This window comes from Mesorhizobium sp. Root157, from assembly GCF_001427385.1.
Lineage (GTDB): Bacteria > Pseudomonadota > Alphaproteobacteria > Rhizobiales > Rhizobiaceae > Mesorhizobium.
In genome coordinates this window covers 51,537-67,006 of sequence record NZ_LMGJ01000004.1, presented here as the reverse complement: position 1 = coordinate 67,006, position 15,470 = coordinate 51,537, and the positions used below count along the sequence as shown (strand labels likewise).

At 61.4% G+C, this 15,470-nt stretch carries 18 protein-coding genes and 2 tRNA genes; 13 read left to right on the top strand and 7 right to left on the bottom strand.

Annotated features, from left to right (window positions below):
• Positions 1–27: 27 nt before the first annotated feature.
• From gor to rpiA, 3 genes are all read right to left on the bottom strand, one after another.
• Positions 28–1,419, bottom strand: coding sequence for a glutathione-disulfide reductase (gene gor, locus ASD64_RS05210; RefSeq protein ID WP_056101774.1), 1,392 nt, complete (start codon positions 1,417–1,419; stop codon positions 28–30).
• A gap of 214 nt (positions 1,420–1,633) precedes the next feature.
• Positions 1,634–2,215, bottom strand: coding sequence for a DUF2059 domain-containing protein (locus tag ASD64_RS05205; RefSeq protein WP_056101770.1), 582 nt, complete (start codon positions 2,213–2,215; stop codon positions 1,634–1,636).
• 20 nt (positions 2,216–2,235) lie between these two features.
• Positions 2,236–2,934, bottom strand: a complete 699-nt coding sequence (rpiA, locus tag ASD64_RS05200; protein WP_056101769.1) for a ribose-5-phosphate isomerase RpiA — start codon at positions 2,932–2,934, stop codon at positions 2,236–2,238.
• Positions 2,935–3,087: 153 nt separating this feature from the next.
• Between rpiA and ASD64_RS05195 the strand changes: the two genes are divergently transcribed.
• The 3 genes from ASD64_RS05195 (at position 3,088) to ASD64_RS05185 (ending at position 4,159) form a co-directional block, all read left to right on the top strand.
• Positions 3,088–3,768, top strand: a complete 681-nt coding sequence (locus ASD64_RS05195) for a phosphoglycolate phosphatase (RefSeq protein ID WP_056101767.1) — start codon at positions 3,088–3,090, stop codon at positions 3,766–3,768.
• Between the two features lie 104 nt (positions 3,769–3,872).
• Positions 3,873–3,947, top strand: a tRNA-Val gene (locus ASD64_RS05190).
• Between the two features lie 138 nt (positions 3,948–4,085).
• Positions 4,086–4,159, top strand: a tRNA-Gln gene (locus tag ASD64_RS05185).
• On the opposite strand, the gene ASD64_RS05180 is transcribed toward ASD64_RS05185, so the two are convergent.
• Positions 4,160–4,975 carry a class I SAM-dependent methyltransferase gene (locus tag ASD64_RS05180; RefSeq protein WP_056101765.1) on the bottom strand — a complete coding sequence of 272 codons (816 nt, stop codon included), beginning with the start codon at positions 4,973–4,975 and terminating at the stop codon, positions 4,160–4,162.
• A 372-nt stretch (positions 4,976–5,347) separates the two neighbouring features.
• Here ASD64_RS05180 and ASD64_RS05175 point away from each other — a divergent pair, with 372 nt between their 5' ends.
• The 4 genes from ASD64_RS05175 to ASD64_RS05160 all read left to right on the top strand — a co-directional run bounded on the left by ASD64_RS05175 (position 5,348) and on the right by ASD64_RS05160 (position 7,232).
• Positions 5,348–5,536 carry a hypothetical protein gene (locus ASD64_RS05175; RefSeq protein WP_056101762.1) on the top strand — a complete coding sequence of 63 codons (189 nt, stop codon included), beginning with the start codon at positions 5,348–5,350 and terminating at the stop codon, positions 5,534–5,536.
• Positions 5,537–5,632: 96 nt separating this feature from the next.
• Positions 5,633–5,818: a hypothetical protein gene (locus ASD64_RS05170; RefSeq protein ID WP_056101759.1), complete on the top strand. Its 186-nt coding sequence runs from the start codon at positions 5,633–5,635 to the stop codon at positions 5,816–5,818.
• Positions 5,819–6,459: 641 nt separating this feature from the next.
• Entirely contained in the window at positions 6,460–6,750 is a 291-nt protein-coding gene (locus ASD64_RS05165) for a hypothetical protein (RefSeq protein ID WP_056101756.1), read from the top strand.
• Between the two features lie 287 nt (positions 6,751–7,037).
• Positions 7,038–7,232: a hypothetical protein gene (locus ASD64_RS05160; protein WP_056101751.1), complete on the top strand. Its 195-nt coding sequence runs from the start codon at positions 7,038–7,040 to the stop codon at positions 7,230–7,232.
• A 31-nt stretch (positions 7,233–7,263) separates the two neighbouring features.
• On the opposite strand, the gene ASD64_RS05155 is transcribed toward ASD64_RS05160, so the two are convergent.
• Positions 7,264–9,120: a L,D-transpeptidase family protein gene (locus ASD64_RS05155; protein WP_056101748.1), complete on the bottom strand. Its 1,857-nt coding sequence runs from the start codon at positions 9,118–9,120 to the stop codon at positions 7,264–7,266.
• A 250-nt stretch (positions 9,121–9,370) separates the two neighbouring features.
• Here ASD64_RS05155 and ASD64_RS05150 point away from each other — a divergent pair, with 250 nt between their 5' ends.
• Entirely contained in the window at positions 9,371–9,763 is a 393-nt protein-coding gene (locus ASD64_RS05150) for a rhodanese-like domain-containing protein (protein WP_056101746.1), read from the top strand.
• A 4-nt stretch (positions 9,764–9,767) separates the two neighbouring features.
• On the opposite strand, the gene ASD64_RS05145 is transcribed toward ASD64_RS05150, so the two are convergent.
• The gene (locus tag ASD64_RS05145; RefSeq protein ID WP_056101744.1) at positions 9,768–10,676 is read right to left on the bottom strand and encodes an alpha/beta hydrolase; all 909 of its coding nucleotides are present in this window, start codon (positions 10,674–10,676) and stop codon (positions 9,768–9,770) included.
• Positions 10,677–10,724: 48 nt separating this feature from the next.
• Here ASD64_RS05145 and ASD64_RS05140 point away from each other — a divergent pair, with 48 nt between their 5' ends.
• On the top strand, positions 10,725–11,177 hold the full coding sequence (locus ASD64_RS05140; RefSeq protein WP_056101742.1) for a MarR family winged helix-turn-helix transcriptional regulator: 453 nt from the start codon (positions 10,725–10,727) through the stop codon (positions 11,175–11,177).
• A 74-nt stretch (positions 11,178–11,251) separates the two neighbouring features.
• On the opposite strand, the gene ASD64_RS05135 is transcribed toward ASD64_RS05140, so the two are convergent.
• Entirely contained in the window at positions 11,252–11,605 is a 354-nt protein-coding gene (locus ASD64_RS05135; protein ID WP_056101739.1) for a gamma-butyrobetaine hydroxylase-like domain-containing protein, read from the bottom strand.
• A 206-nt stretch (positions 11,606–11,811) separates the two neighbouring features.
• On the opposite strand from ASD64_RS05135, the gene moaA reads away from it, so the two are divergent.
• The 4 genes from moaA to ASD64_RS05115 all read left to right on the top strand — a co-directional run bounded on the left by moaA (position 11,812) and on the right by ASD64_RS05115 (position 15,402).
• Complete coding sequence (gene moaA, locus ASD64_RS05130; protein ID WP_056101736.1) at positions 11,812–12,816, top strand: GTP 3',8-cyclase MoaA; 1,005 nt, start codon at positions 11,812–11,814, stop codon at positions 12,814–12,816.
• A gap of 112 nt (positions 12,817–12,928) precedes the next feature.
• Complete coding sequence (locus ASD64_RS05125; RefSeq protein WP_056101734.1) at positions 12,929–13,849, top strand: DMT family transporter; 921 nt, start codon at positions 12,929–12,931, stop codon at positions 13,847–13,849.
• 52 nt (positions 13,850–13,901) lie between these two features.
• The gene (gene mobB, locus ASD64_RS05120) at positions 13,902–14,423 is read left to right on the top strand and encodes a molybdopterin-guanine dinucleotide biosynthesis protein B (RefSeq protein WP_056101942.1); all 522 of its coding nucleotides are present in this window, start codon (positions 13,902–13,904) and stop codon (positions 14,421–14,423) included.
• 202 nt (positions 14,424–14,625) lie between these two features.
• Complete coding sequence (locus ASD64_RS05115; protein WP_056101730.1) at positions 14,626–15,402, top strand: ABC transporter substrate-binding protein; 777 nt, start codon at positions 14,626–14,628, stop codon at positions 15,400–15,402.
• The last annotated feature ends 68 nt before the right edge of the window (positions 15,403–15,470 follow it).

Genomic DNA, 15,470 nt, shown 5'->3' with positions numbered 1-15,470 from the left:
GTATCGGCCCCTGCAAGCCAACAAGGCTCAGTCGATCCGCTTGCCGTTCTTCACCCGGTAGGTCGGCTTGTACATCGTGACCAGTTCCTCGGCTGCGGTCGGGTGGACTGCCATGGTGCGGTCGAAATCGTCCTTGCTGGAGCCGGCCTTGAGCGGAATGCCCAACAGTTGCGCCATCTCGCCGGCATCAGGCCCGAGGATATGTGCGCCCAGCACCTTGCGCGTCTCGCCATCGACAACCAGCTTCATCAGCATCTTCTCGTCACGGCCGGACAGGGTGTGGCGCATCGGGCGGAACGCGGCGCGGTAGATTTCGAGGTCGGGGAAATGCTTCGCCGCATCGTCTTCGGACAGGCCTACCGTGCCGATCTCCGGCTGCGAGAATACGGCCGTGGCGATGACGTCGTGATCGGGCGCGGTCGGGTTGTCCTTGAAGGCGGTCTCGATGAAACACATCGCCTCATGGATCGCCACCGGGGTCAGTTGGACGCGATTGGTGACGTCACCGATCGCCCAGATATTGTCGAGATTGGTGCGCGACCAGGCATCGACAACGATGGCGCCGTTCTTGGCCATATCGACGCCTGCGGCCTCCAGTCCGAGGTTCTCGGTGTTCGGCACCCGGCCGATGGCAAGCATGACCTGATCGGCAAGGAGCACCTCGCCTCCGGTGACGCGCACCTCCAGCCGGCCATCCGCGCGGCGGCTGACATCTTCCGATACCGCGTGGCACAGGATCCTGATGCCCTTCTTTTCCATCGTCTGGTGCAAAGCCTGCCGCAAATCCATGTCGAAGCGGCTCAGGATTTCAGTTCCCCGATAGACGAGCGTCGTTTCGACGCCGAGGCCGTGGAAGATATTGGCGAACTCGACGGCAATGTAGCCGCCGCCCTCGATGACGATTGCCTTGGGCAGTTCGGCAAGATGGAAGGCTTCGTTCGAGGTGATGCAATATTCGCTGCCGGGCAGTGCCGGATGCAGCGCCGGGCGACCGCCGGTCGCGACCAGGATCTGGTCGGCGGTGACCGTACGGTCTTCGGCCTCGAGACGGATGGTGTGCCGGTCGACCAGCACGGCGCGCGACTGGAACGTCTCGCCGCCCGCATTGGCGACGTTCTTCTGGTAGATCGCTTCCAGCCGCGCGATCTCGCGGTCCTTGTTGGCGATCAGCGTCGGCCAATCGAAAGCCGCCCGCGGTACGGTCCAGCCATAGCCGGCGGCATCCTCGAAATGCTCGGGAAACTGCGAGGCGTAGACGAACAGCTTCTTCGGGACGCAGCCGCGGATGACGCAGGTGCCGCCGAAACGAAATTCTTCAGCGATGCCGACACGCTTGCCGAGACTTGCCGCGACTCGCGCCGCGCGCACGCCGCCGGATCCGCCGCCAATGACGAAAAGATCGTAATCGTAAGCGGCCATGTCAAAGTGTCCTTGCAGTGGAACGTTGCAGCCGGACAGGTAGGCCGGCAGGGGTCAAAAGAAAAGCCCGGACGAACCGGGCTTTCTCAAACGTAGAGCATCGGACCGAAAAGTGTACTCGGTTTTCGGATTATTCCGATGCTCATTCAAAGTGCTAGAGCGTCCCTTGTGCGTCTGAAAGGACGCACGGCGCTCATGCGCAGGCGATGTCGCGTCAGTTGCCGCTCGGCGCGGGTGCGGCGCCATCGACCGGAGGCGTGGCCGCATCGGCCGGCGTCACGGCCGGGGCCTTGGCGCCCATTGCCGCCTGCATCGACTCGCCGACCTTCTGGGCCAGATCGCGTGCAATGCCGTTTTGCCAGATCTCGGCGGCCTTCACCAACTCGCGCGAGACGATCGGCCCGCTTTCGAGCAGTTTCTTGCCGGCTTCGGAGCTATAGAAAGTGGCGATATCGTTGAGTTCCTGTTCGGAAAACACCTTGGCGTAGGCGGTGGCGGCTTCCTTCTCGAGGTCGGCGCGACGCGGCGCCAGCGCCAGCGCCTGGGCCGAGACCGTGCTGCCGATCAATTCCTCGAGGTCCGGATTCTTCTGGATCATCGACGATTCCAGCGCGACCGCGGCCTGCGGCAGGATGTTGTCGAACGAATCCGTGGCATGAATGGCAGCGACTGCCGTCTTGGCGGCCTTGAGGTGCGATTCGGAAATTTCCTGCGCGAAGGACGGCATGGCGAAGCCAACTACGGCCGCAGCCGCCAGAGCTACGGCAAAGCGATGGATTCGGTTGTTCGACTTCATGATTGGCAGGACTCCCTGATTTACCGGGCGGCGTGGATTGTCTCGATGCCGCCGTCACCAGCGATGATCGCCGCAGACGCCAGCCCGATGAAGAAACCGTGCTCGACCACGCCGGGAATGGCGTGAAGAGCAGCAGATAGCGCTCTTGTATCCGGAATGCGGCCAAAAGATGCATCCAGGATCAAATGACCGCCGTCTGTAACAAATGGCTGGCCGTCCGTCATCCGCAATGTGAGCGGGCCGGAAAGTCCGAGATTGCGGGCGGCGGCGCCAATGGCCAACTCCGTGGCGCGCAAGCCGAACCTGTTCACTTCGATCGGCAAGGGAAAGCGGCCAAGCGTTTCGACCAGCTTGGAACGGTCGGCAATCACGATCATGCTGGCAGACGCCGCCGCAACGATCTTTTCGCGCAGCAACGCGCCGCCGCCGCCCTTGACCAGAGTGAGTTCCGGGTCGATCTCGTCGGCACCGTCGATGGTGAGGTCGAGCTCCGGCGTTTCCTCGAGCGTCGAAAGCCGCACGCCCAGTTCCCTGCACAGCGCCGCAGTCCGCTCCGAAGTGGGAACGCCGACGACGTCGAGGCCGGTCGCGACCTTGGCGGCCAGCAGGCGCACAAATTCCTCGGCCGTGGAACCGGTGCCGATGCCCAGCCGCATGCCGCCCGCGACATGTGCCAATGCCGCGCGCGCGGCCTCGATCTTCAACTGCCTGGCATCCATGACGGTCAATCTATTCCCGCGCCGATTTCGATTTCGGCTCCCTAACATTTTTGATCGTCGGGTCAAAGGGCGTCGTGGCGGCCCGTAACGCGGCTTGCACAGCCGTTATCCGCGGGCTATCGCCTCCATCGACAACAATAGGACAAAATCGCCATGGCACGCCCGATCATCGTTTTCGACCTCGACGGCACGTTGATCGATACCGCGCCCGACCTGATGGACAGCCTCAACCACAGCCTGAGCGCAGCCGCCCTGCCCGCCGTCGATGGCCCGGCATTCCGGCGCTATGTCGGCAATGGCGGCCGTGTGATGATCGAGCGCGCCTTCGCGGCCAACAACAAGCCCCTGCCCGGCGACGAACACGACCGGCTGCTCGACCTGTTCCTCGATTCCTACACCAAGAGCATTCCGGGCAAATCGAAACCCTACCCCGGCGTGCTGGATGCGATCGCCAGGTTCGAGGCCGAGGGCTATGTGCTGGCGATCTGCACCAACAAATACGAGGCGAATTCCTTGGCCCTGATCGAAGCGCTGGGGCTGGCCAAGCATTTCGCCGCCAATTGCGGACAGGACACGTTCCCCTTCCGCAAGCCCGATCCGCGCCATCTGCTTGAAACCATCAAACGGGCGGGCGGCGATCCTGCCAAAGCGCTCATGGTCGGCGATTCGCAAACCGATATCGACACCGCCAAGGCGGCGGGCATTCCAGTTGCCGCAGTCGATTTCGGCTACACGGACCGCCACGTGCGGGAGTTCGAACCATCGGTGGTGATTTCGCATTTCGACGAATTGACGCTCGACCTTGCCGGCCGATTGATCCGCGCAGCAAATTAGAGCGCCAGGCGTTCCAGTTTCCGGGAACAGGGGCCTTGGAAGCGGTTGACTTCAACGGCACGGCTCCCTTATATCGCGGCGCGCTTGGCCTTCGGGCAACGAGCGGGCGATTAGCTCAGCGGGAGAGCACACCCTTCACACGGGTGGGGTCGCAGGTTCAATCCCTGCATCGCCCACCATCAATCTGTCTGAAAACATTGATAGATTTGGCGAAGTGCGAGATTATCCCCCATTTCAGCCCAAGGCTCGACGATATTCATCCGGAGCGGCTTATCGAAAGCTCAAAACGTCGCTATGGTCGCCGTCACTTGCAGCGATCCCTCTTCGTCTAACGGTAGGACATCGGCCTTTGACGCCGTGAATCGTGGTTCGAATCCACGGGAGGGAACCACTACGCGCGGCGGGTATCCGCAACAACACCCCGGCAGGCCCAGGCGACATTCGCGAAAGACCTCGGCCCGTCGGGCCGCCCGGCCTCATAGGCATCACGCACAGCCGCATCGGTGCGGGTCCGCTCTGCCGCGTCCAGCGTGGCCATATATTTGCCCAGCGGCCCTTCGCCCGCAGCGATGGGCGCCCAGTAGTCGTCGAAATCCTGATAGTCCATGCGGATCATCAGTTCGGTTTCGGTAACGTCAGAGAGCCCCTGTTCGACAAAAGTCCGCTTCATCTCGCCGGGCTGCATCATCGGCTGGAAGCAATAGCGGCTGCGTAGCTGACGCCCGCCTTCGCTGAGGGCTGCCACCGTATCAACCATCATGCGCATGCCAGGCATGCCGCCGAGGTGATCCCACACCACAGCGGCGACGACGCCGCCCGGCCGTACGACGCGGCGCATTTCGGCGACAGCCTTTCCCGCTTCCGGCACAAAGTGAAGTACCAGCAGCGCCATTGCGCGGTCGAACGTGCCGTCTTCATACGGCAATGCGCAGGCGTCGCCCTGCCGGATGTTTATGCGCGGGTCGGTGTTGCGTCGCTGGGCTGCTTCGACGAAGACTGGCGAATAGTCGATGGCATCGATCGTGCCGAGATGAGCTGACTTGGCCAGCGCAAAGGTGAGGCTGCCAGTGCCGCAGCCGACGTCGAGAACCTTTTCACCCTTGGCAAGCCCGGCAAAACCGATGAACAGGGGCGCCAGTCTTTGACTCCATCGGCCCATGAGTTGCTCATAGCCGGCCGCGTCATGAACGTTGAAGCTTGATGTCATCGAAGTCTCCTACGCTGTAGGCATGATAAACTGCGATCGAGAAGCCAACAAGGCGTGACGCGACCGACCGATGGACAGTCCCTCCATCGCCTCAGCCTTCTCCCGGCGGATTTTTATTCCCCTGACGAGACGATGCGTGTAAATTGCCTTTGTGCAACCCTTCGTGGTGGCATGAATCAGAGCAACCTTGGCCTCGCTTCGGCGGGGCTTTTTTGTGCGCCACAACTGCGATGGCGTTGCAGCAACGGAAATTGCCGCCTACTCCCTATATCGGGACCGCCACAAAATCGAACGGCACCTCATCGCCCATCCTCGCTTGCCGGTTAGAGGCCCCGGCGGTTAAGGTCAGCTTGGACAGGCAAGGAAGACGGCATGGCAAAGCTGGGACGTTTCATCCTCTGGCTGTTCATTGCACCGGGCGACATAATCTCCGATCGCCTGGGCATTACCGAGGACCAAAACCGCGACCTTGTCCGCATGCTTTTGAACTCGATCTTCTGGGTGTTCATCGCCATTATCGGCCTGATGATCTGGACATCAAGAATGCCGGAGTTCCAATAGAGGCCGATGCAATCGATCACTACAGGACCACGGAGGGGTGGGTGGATATGGGCGGCTCCACTTGAGCCAAAACCGTCATGGAGATATACGGGCCTCATGACCAATGATGATAAGTCTCTTTTGCAAGATCTGTCCCGCGCGCTCCGGAAGGAGCAATCCGCGTTGCTTATGTCCGCCGCGAAAAGCAGGGCGCTTCCAAGCAACAGCACGATCCAGCGCGTTGCCTATCTCGAACTGAATATTGCGGCCATCGAAAACACGATGGCCGATCCGGTCGTTTGATCCCTCCCCTTTCGACAACCGGTTGCCAGGTGGCAAGCCGCGGACCCGGCGTTTGACCTTGTCGGCTGGAGGCATTGGCACTATGGCATCGGGGAATAAATCGTAGCGTCTGCAGGTTGCCAACCAACGACAGCAAAGGACACTCATGGCCAGAGCACCAAACTACGACCAGGAACGCAAAGAGCGCGATCGTGCGAAAGCGGCAAAGAAGGCTGAAAAGCTGGCCGCAAGGATTTCGGCCAAAGAGCAAGGCAAACCACGTGAAGGTGGCGAGTCTGCACCACCCCACGGGACTGAATCGACGGATTGAGTTGCGCTCACGGTGCCGGTTTCCCACGCTCGGCCAGCACTATGGCCAAATGTCCGTGGCCCCGCATCGCTGTGGTCGTTGAGGGCGCGCATTCGGCAAGTCGAATCGCCTCGGTGACAGAGTAGGTAAGCCTGACCTCCGAGCGTCTTGCAGCATGCAAGACCGGCCGTCGAGCCCCGGGCCTTTGGAAGCGGCCTCCTTGCCACCCAGCACCCGGCTTATTGCTGCCGATGCGGTCAGATCAGCCGCCCGTATTAACGACGAAAAGAGATGAGACGCGCAGGAACGCATGCGTGGTGTATCATGGCCATGGGGGCGATAGGAGACAGCCATGAGCGTTTGTCCTATCTGCTGCGGCACCAGAAGAATCGTTCTTCCCGTTCGTGGCGACGATGCCCTGGTAGCGCATGAAACCCATCGCGAATATGCGTGCCCCGAATGCGGACAAGCCCATATCGATGCGGAAGAGGTGGCTGTGGCCGCCGTCCTGGAGATCAGCTTCGGCGCTTCATGCGACCCCGACGACGAGGGCAACATATCCAAAGGACAGGCAGTCGATGCCGTCATGGACGCGCTGAGGTTGGTGATCGAGCAGTACAGGCCTCGACAAGAGGCGGCTTGAACCGGGGATCCATTCAATCCAGCAATCCACGCTGCCACGATTGGAAAGGCTGCGGCTTGGCCGCGCGCGAAGGTTCGAATCCCGATTTGATACAGGCCTGGGTTCAGCCTAAAATATCAAGCCTTATCAACAGGTAACGAGTCGATAGGCGATCAGTTGTCCACGCCAGTCACAAGCTATCAACAAGTCCTGTTGGCAACTCTAAAAGTGCAATTGCATGAGGGGGGCCTTTAGCCTATCTGCCGATACATCGGCATCTACTCATATTCCGATGGGGGGTACCCAGCATGAGCATACCGGTTGCGGTTACACTCACGATCTCGACGGCTGTCGACACGGAGTACTCCGCCGACGATCACATCCACGACATTGTTGCCAACGCGCAGAGCATGTTTTGTTCCTGCGACGTGAAGGTCGTGGATTTTCAAGTCGGCGAAGCGGATGAAACACCCGGATCGGCGGCAAGCAAGCTGGCCTCCTGACCGGCCCGCACCGGAGCTGGAGCGGGCGTCGTCAGCTTGCAGGCGCGCGCACCGCTTCAGTCGCATCGAGCGCCTGTCTCAGACGGACATCGCGGTCGTAGACATCGCCGAAATATTCGACCGTGCCCGTCATGTCCGGCCAGGCGGTGAAATAGGCGACGTAGACCGGGATCTTGCGGGTCACCTTTTCCGTCGAATGCCCCTGTTTCAGCTTCTGCGCGATGTGGTCGACTGACGTGCCGAGCACAGCAGCCGCCATGCCGCGCGGATCCTGCAGGCGCACGCAACCATGGCTCAGCGCCCGGTTGTCGCGCTGGAAAAACGCCTTCTGCGGCGTGTCGTGCATGTAGATCGCATGCTTGTTGGGAAAGAGGATCTTCAACTCACCCAGCGCATTGGCTTCGCTCGGAGCCTGCCGCACGTTGAAAGGCACCTTGCCGCCATACTGGCTCCAGTCAATCGAGGAGGAAGGGATGCGGCGGCCTTTTGCGTCGCTTACCTCATAGCCCGACCGGTCGAGATAGCCCGGATCGTTGCGCAATCTGGGCAGCATCTCGTTGACGATGATGGACTGCGGCACGCCCCAATAGGGATTGTAGTCGACCTGCTCGATCTCATCGTAGAAGAAGCTGGTCTGGTTCGACGTCTTGCCGATGACGACACGGGTCTTCAGCTTTTCCTCGCCACCGTCGATGTAGCTGGCGGAGTAGGCCGGCTGGTTGATGAAAACGCGCGGACTGCCAAGGTCGGAGGGCAGCCAGCGCAACTGCTCCAGCGCGATCTTGACCTTCTCCAGCCGATCCGCCTTCGAGTTGCCGGCAAGGGCCGCGACGGTGCGCGGGCCGACGACACCGTCGGGCTTCAGGCCGGCTTTCTTTTGGGCCGCCTCGATCACCGGGACCAGTTCGGGAACATAGGCGTCGCTGGCGTTGAGGCGTGCCAGCGTCTCGCCGAAGTCGGCGCCCATTTCATCATCGAGGTCGCGGGCGATTAGGGAAAGCAGCTTCGGCAACTCCGTGCTGGTCTCGCCCGGTTTCAGGAGCAACTTGGGGTCGACGACGATGTCGTTTTCGGCGCTTGCTTCCAGTGCTTCCAGTTCGACCCGAAGCGCCTGGTATTCGGGATTCTGCGGATGGCGAGATTCCAGATAGGCCCTCGCCTCCTGCGTGTGGGCCAAGGTCTTGAGCACGGCCGGCATGTCGAGCGGCTTGGCCGGGAAATCATAGTAGCCGGATATGCGGTTCGGCTCGATGCGGCCTTGCTGGGCATCGTGCACATAACGCAGCACGCGAGCCGACAATGCCATCTCGAAGCGGATGAGGTCTTGCAGGCGGCCGGCGGTTTCGTCGGTCGAATAACCCGCGGCCGGCGCCGAAACCGAATAGTCGGAAGGTTCCAGGCCATGGCTTGCCGCCTCGCCAAGCACACGCACCGCCTCCTGGCCGCGGCCGTTGACGGAGGTGCCAGATACCCAGATGAAGTCCGGATTGGCGGAATAGTAGGCGACAAGCGCCTTGGCCACCGAGGGCTCGGCCATCAGGTCGAACGCCTCAAGCCCACTCAGCGCCTCGCGGAATGCGGTGCCGGTCAGCGAGGGCGCGAAAGCCGCATTCTGCGGCGTCGAAGAGAGCGCCGAAAAATCGACGCGGACCAGCCGGTCGGGCTTGTAGGTGTTGTAGGTCGGGCTTGAAATCCTGGTTACGGCGACGGGCTTCTTGGGCTTGGGCGGTGGCGGAAACTCTCCCTGCAAGCGGGTGCCATGACGCGGCGGGCCACCGAACAGCATGTCGAACAGGCCTTGCGCGCCAGAAGGCTGAACGCCCATCGCCAGGGTCGCCGTGAGCGCGGCCAACGGCAACATGACGGATTTTCTTCGAAATGATTGCATGGATCACCCGCTCCGGAGTTCGTCCGGACCCCGTTTGTTGCCCGTCGAGACTTTCAGCCCCGTGGGTGGCGCATGTAAGGCGTAGATATACTGATTCACCCCGATTTGGTTAAGCTTTGATGAATTTCGCGGCGCTGTTGCACATTGGCTGCACCAACAATTGCCCTTGATTTGTCTCCTTCGTCGAATGGCGGGGCAGCCTGCGATGTGCAACTTATCGTGAAGCGTGGAGAGTCGAGAGGCGTCTGAAATGAGAAGAGGTTTTCGCGAAATGCTCGATGAGGCGAACGCCGAGATCGAGGCAGTTTCGCCGGACGAGGCAGCCGCGCTGCTCGATGACGAGGGCACGATATTCGTCGACCTGCGCGACCCGCGCGAGATCGAACGCGACGGCAATATTCCGGGCGCCAGGCACTGTACGCGCGGCATGCTGGAGTTCTGGATCGATCCGGAAAGCCCGTACCACAAGCCGTTCTTCGCATCGGGAAAATCGTTCGTGTTCTTCTGCGCCGGCGGCTGGCGCTCGGCCCTTGCCACCAAGACAGCGCAAGACATGGGGCTGGAGCCGGTCAAGCATATCCTCGGCGGCTTCACCGCATGGAAGGAAGCGGGCCTGCCCATCGAACCGGCCAAGAAGAAGTGACGCTTCAGTGAAGCACAGCCTTCGCCGCCGGCTGGACAAAGGCCACGGCGCGCTCGACCACGGCAGGGTCGGAAAGGATGCGGCGATGGCCGAGTCCCTTGGCCCAATACAGCTCTACATGCTCACCTGCCGCGGCATAGAGCCTGGCCTGCTCGGCAGACACTTCACGATCATCCGGCGCGTGGATCACCAGCGTCGGAAGGGACGAACCGGCAAGTTGGCGGTCGCCCAGGAAATCGGACAGAGGCCGCCCGGAAATGCGCTCAACGCGCCCGGCCATAACGGTTTGCGAGCGCGGCCCGACATTGAGCATCTGGCTGAAGCCGTCAAACACCTTGGGCAGCGAACTTGGAGCCGCAACAAGGACCAGGCGCTTGGTGGCCAACGGCGCCAGCCCGGGGATCGACCCGACGGCAGCGTTCACCGCAACCGCACCGCCAAAGGAATGGCCGACCACCGCCTCGAACGGGCCGAACCAGTCTGCGACAAGGCAAACAGCCTCGACCGCGTTGACCACGGTCAGGCGGCGGCCGGCAGACTGACCATGACCAGGCAGATCGAGCGAGACGACCTTGTAGCCGGCCTCGCGATAGCCTTCGATCAAGGCGCGCATATATTCGGTGCGCGAGCGCCAGCCGTGAAGGACCAAAATGGTGCCGCCGCGCGCCCTGCCCGGCTGCGGGCGGAATTCATGCGCCACGATGCAGCCGGCCCTGGTTTTGAGACGGTGGTGGCGCGCTTCGGTCATGAAGTCTGACGCACTCAGGACGGCGCGGCGCTCGCCCAGTGTGAGACGCTTGACGCTTGGCGTACGGCAGAACAATGCGAAGGCGGCGCGGCCGGTGAGCGACGGCGCAACGCGCTCGCCGACGCCGAACATGCCGCGGATGACCTTCAATCGAAACGGTGTCATAGTGCGGATCCCTGAAACTCGTTCAGCAGTGAACATATTAGTTCAAACATGAACAATAAACAAGACTTGCCGTGGGACAATCCGCGCTTTCGCAACTGGGTGGCGGTGGCGCGCGCTTGCCATGCGCTGGAGCGCACGCTGGCGGCGAAGCTTGCACCGCTGGATTTGAAGCCGGCGCAACTCGACGTGCTGATGAACCTTTACCGGCATCCCGGCATGTCGCAGCACGAGCTTGCGCGCAAGCTTCTGGTCGGGCGCTCCAACATCACCATGCTGTTGCCGCAACTGGAAAAGCGCGGACTCGTGCTGCGCGAGAGCGACGCCAAGGACAAGCGCATCCTCAGGCTTGCACTGACCGAGACCGGCACGGCGCTTTTGATGGACGCGCTGAAGATCCATTCCGAGTTGATCGAGGTGGCGATGAGCCAGTCGACGCCCGATCAATGCGACCTGATCGGCGACCATATGCGCAAGGTTTCCGAAGCGCTGAACGGAAGCTGAAGCGCGTCAACCACGCTCTTACATTGAGTCAGGACGAGTATCCAACCTATTGTTCTAGCAGAACAATTCTGGTTTCAATGATCGCGGCCCAAGCCTTTTTCCTGCAACTCTGAGAGATAGCCTTGCCAGCGCTCGTCCTTCTCGTGACCGAGCGTGTGGAGGTAATCCCAGGTGAAGATGCCGGTGTCGTGGAAATCGTCGAAAGTGATGCGCACGGCGTAGTTGCCGACCGGATCGATCTTGCGGATCGCAACGTTGCGCTTGCCGGGCACGGTGACGCGCTGTTCGGGTGAATGGCCCTGCACCTCCGCCGACGGCGACAATACGCGCAGCATCTCCGCCGGCAATTCCATCGCCTGGTGGCCCGGGAAGGTCACCGTGAGCAGCTTGCGGTCCTTGGAGACCCTGAGTTCAGTGGGTGCAGTCATGGCAAAAGGTCCGGATTCGTGTGGGTCCTACGCTCCTTTTCCGGCGAAGGAAAGGCTCGTCCAACGCTGCCGCTTCCCTGGAACAACGACAATATGACGCTTCTGCGCCAGGAAACTATCTTGAACGGCATGGCGGTTCGTATCACATAGGCATATACAACGCTTATTGCACGTTCGCGCCTGCCGACGTGACGCGGAGGCCGGAAATGCCGCAAACGGACATGATCGACCCTTTTGGTCGTACCATCAGCTACCTGAGGGTGTCAGTCACCGACCGGTGCGATTTCCGCTGCGTCTACTGCATGTCGGAAGACATGGCGTTCCTGCCGAAGAAGGATCTTCTTTCGCTTGAGGAGTTGGATCGGCTCTGCACCGTCTTCATCGAAAAGGGCGTGCGCAGGCTGCGCCTGACCGGCGGCGAGCCGCTGGTGCGCAAGAACATCATGCATCTTGTGCATGAACTGTCGCGGCATCTCAAAAGCGGCGCCTTGGAAGAACTGACGCTGACCACCAACGGCTCGCAACTCGCACGCTACGCCGACGAGTTGGCCGATGCCGGCGTGAAGCGCATCAACGTCTCGCTGGATACGCTCGATGCCGACAAGTTCCATGCGATCACCCGCTGGGGCCATCTGGACAAGGTGATGGCCGGCATCGATGCGGCTCAGGCGGCAGGGCTGAAGGTGAAGCTCAATGCCGTGGCGCTCAAGGGCTTCAACGATATCGAACTGCCTGACATGCTGCGCTGGGCGCATGGGCGCGGCATGGATTTGACCGTCATCGAAACCATGCCGATGGGCGAGATCGACGAGGACCGAACCGACCAGTACCTGCCGTTGTCGCTCCTGAGGGCCGACCTCGAAAAGCAGTTCACGCTGAAGGACATTCCCTACAAGACCGGCGGCCCTGCCCGTTATGTCGAGGTGGCCGAGACCGGCGGACGACTGGGCTTCATCACCCCGATGACGCACAATTTCTGCGAAAGCTGCAATCGCGTGCGCCTCACCTGCACCGGTACGCTCTATATGTGCCTCGGCCAGGAGGATGCGGCGGACCTGCGCGCGCCGCTGCGCGCCTCGGAGGGCAACGCACTTGTCGCCGCAGCCATCGACGAGGCGATCGGCCGCAAGCCCAAGGGCCACGACTTCGTCATAGACAGGCGCACCAATCGCCCGTCGGTGTCGCGCCACATGAGCGTGACCGGCGGCTGATTTTCCGCATTCGATTTGTGCAAGCCGGCGCCGCCTGCTGGTCCAGCCGTTTGGCATTGCTGTTTTTTGCGTAGCTGCTACAGCCTCCGAGGCTGAAGAATGAGGACATCTCTTGCCCTTATCCCCGAACCTGCGCGGCGCCGTGTTCATGGTCGTCTCCATGATCGCCTTCACGAGCAATGACGCGATCACCAAGTTCTCGTCGGAATCGATGAACATGGCACAAGTGATGGTCGTGCGCGGCCTCTTCGCAACGCTGTTCGTCTGCATTCTTGCCTGGCGTAACGGTGCGTTCGCCAATCCTCGCCTGACCATGCAGCCTATCGTAGCGGTCCGCGCGGCCTGTGAAGCGGCTGCGACGGTCTCCTTTCTCATCGCGCTCGCGCACCTGCCGATCGCCAACGTTTCAGCTGTGCTGCAGGCCTTGCCTCTGACCATCACCATGGGAGCGGCGATGTTCCTGGGCGAAGGGGTTGGCTGGCGGCGCTGGCTGGCGATCATGGCGGGGTTCGTCGGCGTCCTCATCATCGTGCGGCCGGGTTTCGAGGGCTTCAGCGCCTATTCGCTCATGGCCTTGCTGTGCGTCGGCTTCTGCACGATCCGCGACCTGATCACGTCCAAGCTGCCATCCAACATTCCGACGTTGCTGGTCTCATTCGTGACGTCCATCGCCGTGACCCTCACAGGCATTGCGCTGGTTTCTCCGATGGGCGGCTGGACGCCGATGACCACGAGCAGCACGTTGTACCTGATGCTCGCGGCGATACTGCTGCTGTTCGGCTATCACTTCATCATCATGGCCACGCGAACCGGTGAAATGTCGTTCATCGCGCCGTTCCGCTACACGTCCCTGCTGTGGTCCATCGTGCTTGGCATCGTGATCTTTTCCGAGATCCCCGATCTGCCGATGATTGCAGGTGCGATCTTCATCGTGGCATCCGGCCTCTATACGCTTTATCGCGAACGGGTGGTGGGCAAGCACCGGACCGCCGCCGAGAGCACTGGACCGAGCATGGCGCCGGACGGCATATAGGCTCCGACCAGCACCATCGATGGGCGGAGAGACGATTGGAAAGCCGCAGTTCATGACCCAACGCGTTTTCGGCATCACCGGCTGGAAAAACTCCGGCAAGACGACACTGACGGAACGCCTTGTCACGGAACTGGTGTCGCGCGGCTGGAAGGTGGCCACGGTCAAGCATGCCCACCACGACTTCGACATCGACAAGGAAGGCACAGACAGCTTTCGCCACCGCAAGGCGGGAGCTTCGGAAGTGGCCATCGTTTCGGGCCGCCGCTGGGCGCTGATGCACGAATTGGGATCGGAAACCGAGCCGGCGCTGGGCACCATCCTGGCGCGGCTTGCACCGAGCGACATCGTGCTGGTCGAGGGCTACAAGCGCGAGACCCATCTCAAGATCGAGGCCCGGCGGCTGCAAGGCAAGGACCGGACGCCGCTGGCGGACAATGACCCTCACATCGTGGCGGTCGCCGCCGACCATCCGCAACCGCAAGAGAGGCTGCCGGTGTTCGACCTCGACGACATCACGTCGATAGCCGACTTCGTCGAACAGGCCAGCGGCTTGAAGGGCGCTCGGAGCGCCTGAAGCTTCCCTTACGGCACCTGCTCGCCCGGCCATTTGCGCCCTTCACGATCATTGGCAAAGCGGTTCAAGGGTATTGGCAGATCGGTTTTGCAGTTGCTTTCCTGCTGAAAACAATGGGAGTATCCGCCCAGCGGGCGGTCGGGAGGATCGCCCCAAGGGAAGTCGGTTCACGACATCCTGGTTTCAGGCAGAGAGGACTACTATGCGTATTGCAATGCGTATCGCACTTGCGGCATCCGCCGCGCTGCTGGCCCTGGGCACAGCCCAGGCCCAGGAAAAAGTTGTCAAGATCGGCACGGAAGGCGCCTATCCCCCATTCAACAACCTGACCGCAGACGGCAAGCTGGAAGGCTTCGACGTCGATATCGCACAGGCGCTGTGCGACGAGATGAAGGTCAAGTGCGAGTTCATCGCGCAGGATTGGGACGGCATCATTCCAGCGCTCCAGGCCGGCAAGTTCGACGCCATCATCGCATCCATGTCGATCACGCCAGAACGCAAGGAAAAGGTCGACTTCACCAACAAGTACTACAACACCCCGCCGGCCATCGCGGCACCGAAGGACAGCGACCTGAAGGGCGTTACCAAGGAAGACCTCGCCGGCAAGACCATCGGGGTGCAGGCTTCGACCACCCACTTCAACTATTCGTCGGCGACCTATACCGACAGCACCGTCAAGCCCTATCCGACAGCGCAGGAATACCAGCTCGACCTCGCCAACGGACGCCTCGACGCCGTCAATGACGATATCGTGGTGCTCTCCCAGTGGCTGGATTCTCCGGACGGCGCCTGCTGCAAGCTGGTGGGAACGATCACGCCTGTCGAAGATATCCACGGCCCCGGCGCCGGCATCGCCATCCGCAAGGGCGAGACCGAACTTCGCGACCAGTTCAACGCGGCAATCGACGCCATCCGCGCGAACGGAAAATACAAGGAAATCAACGACAAATACTTCAAGTTCGACGTTTACGGCGGTTAAGCCGAAGGAAAGGCGAGCGGCGGGAATTTCCCGCCGTTCGCACAATAACAATAACCACGCGCGCCTGA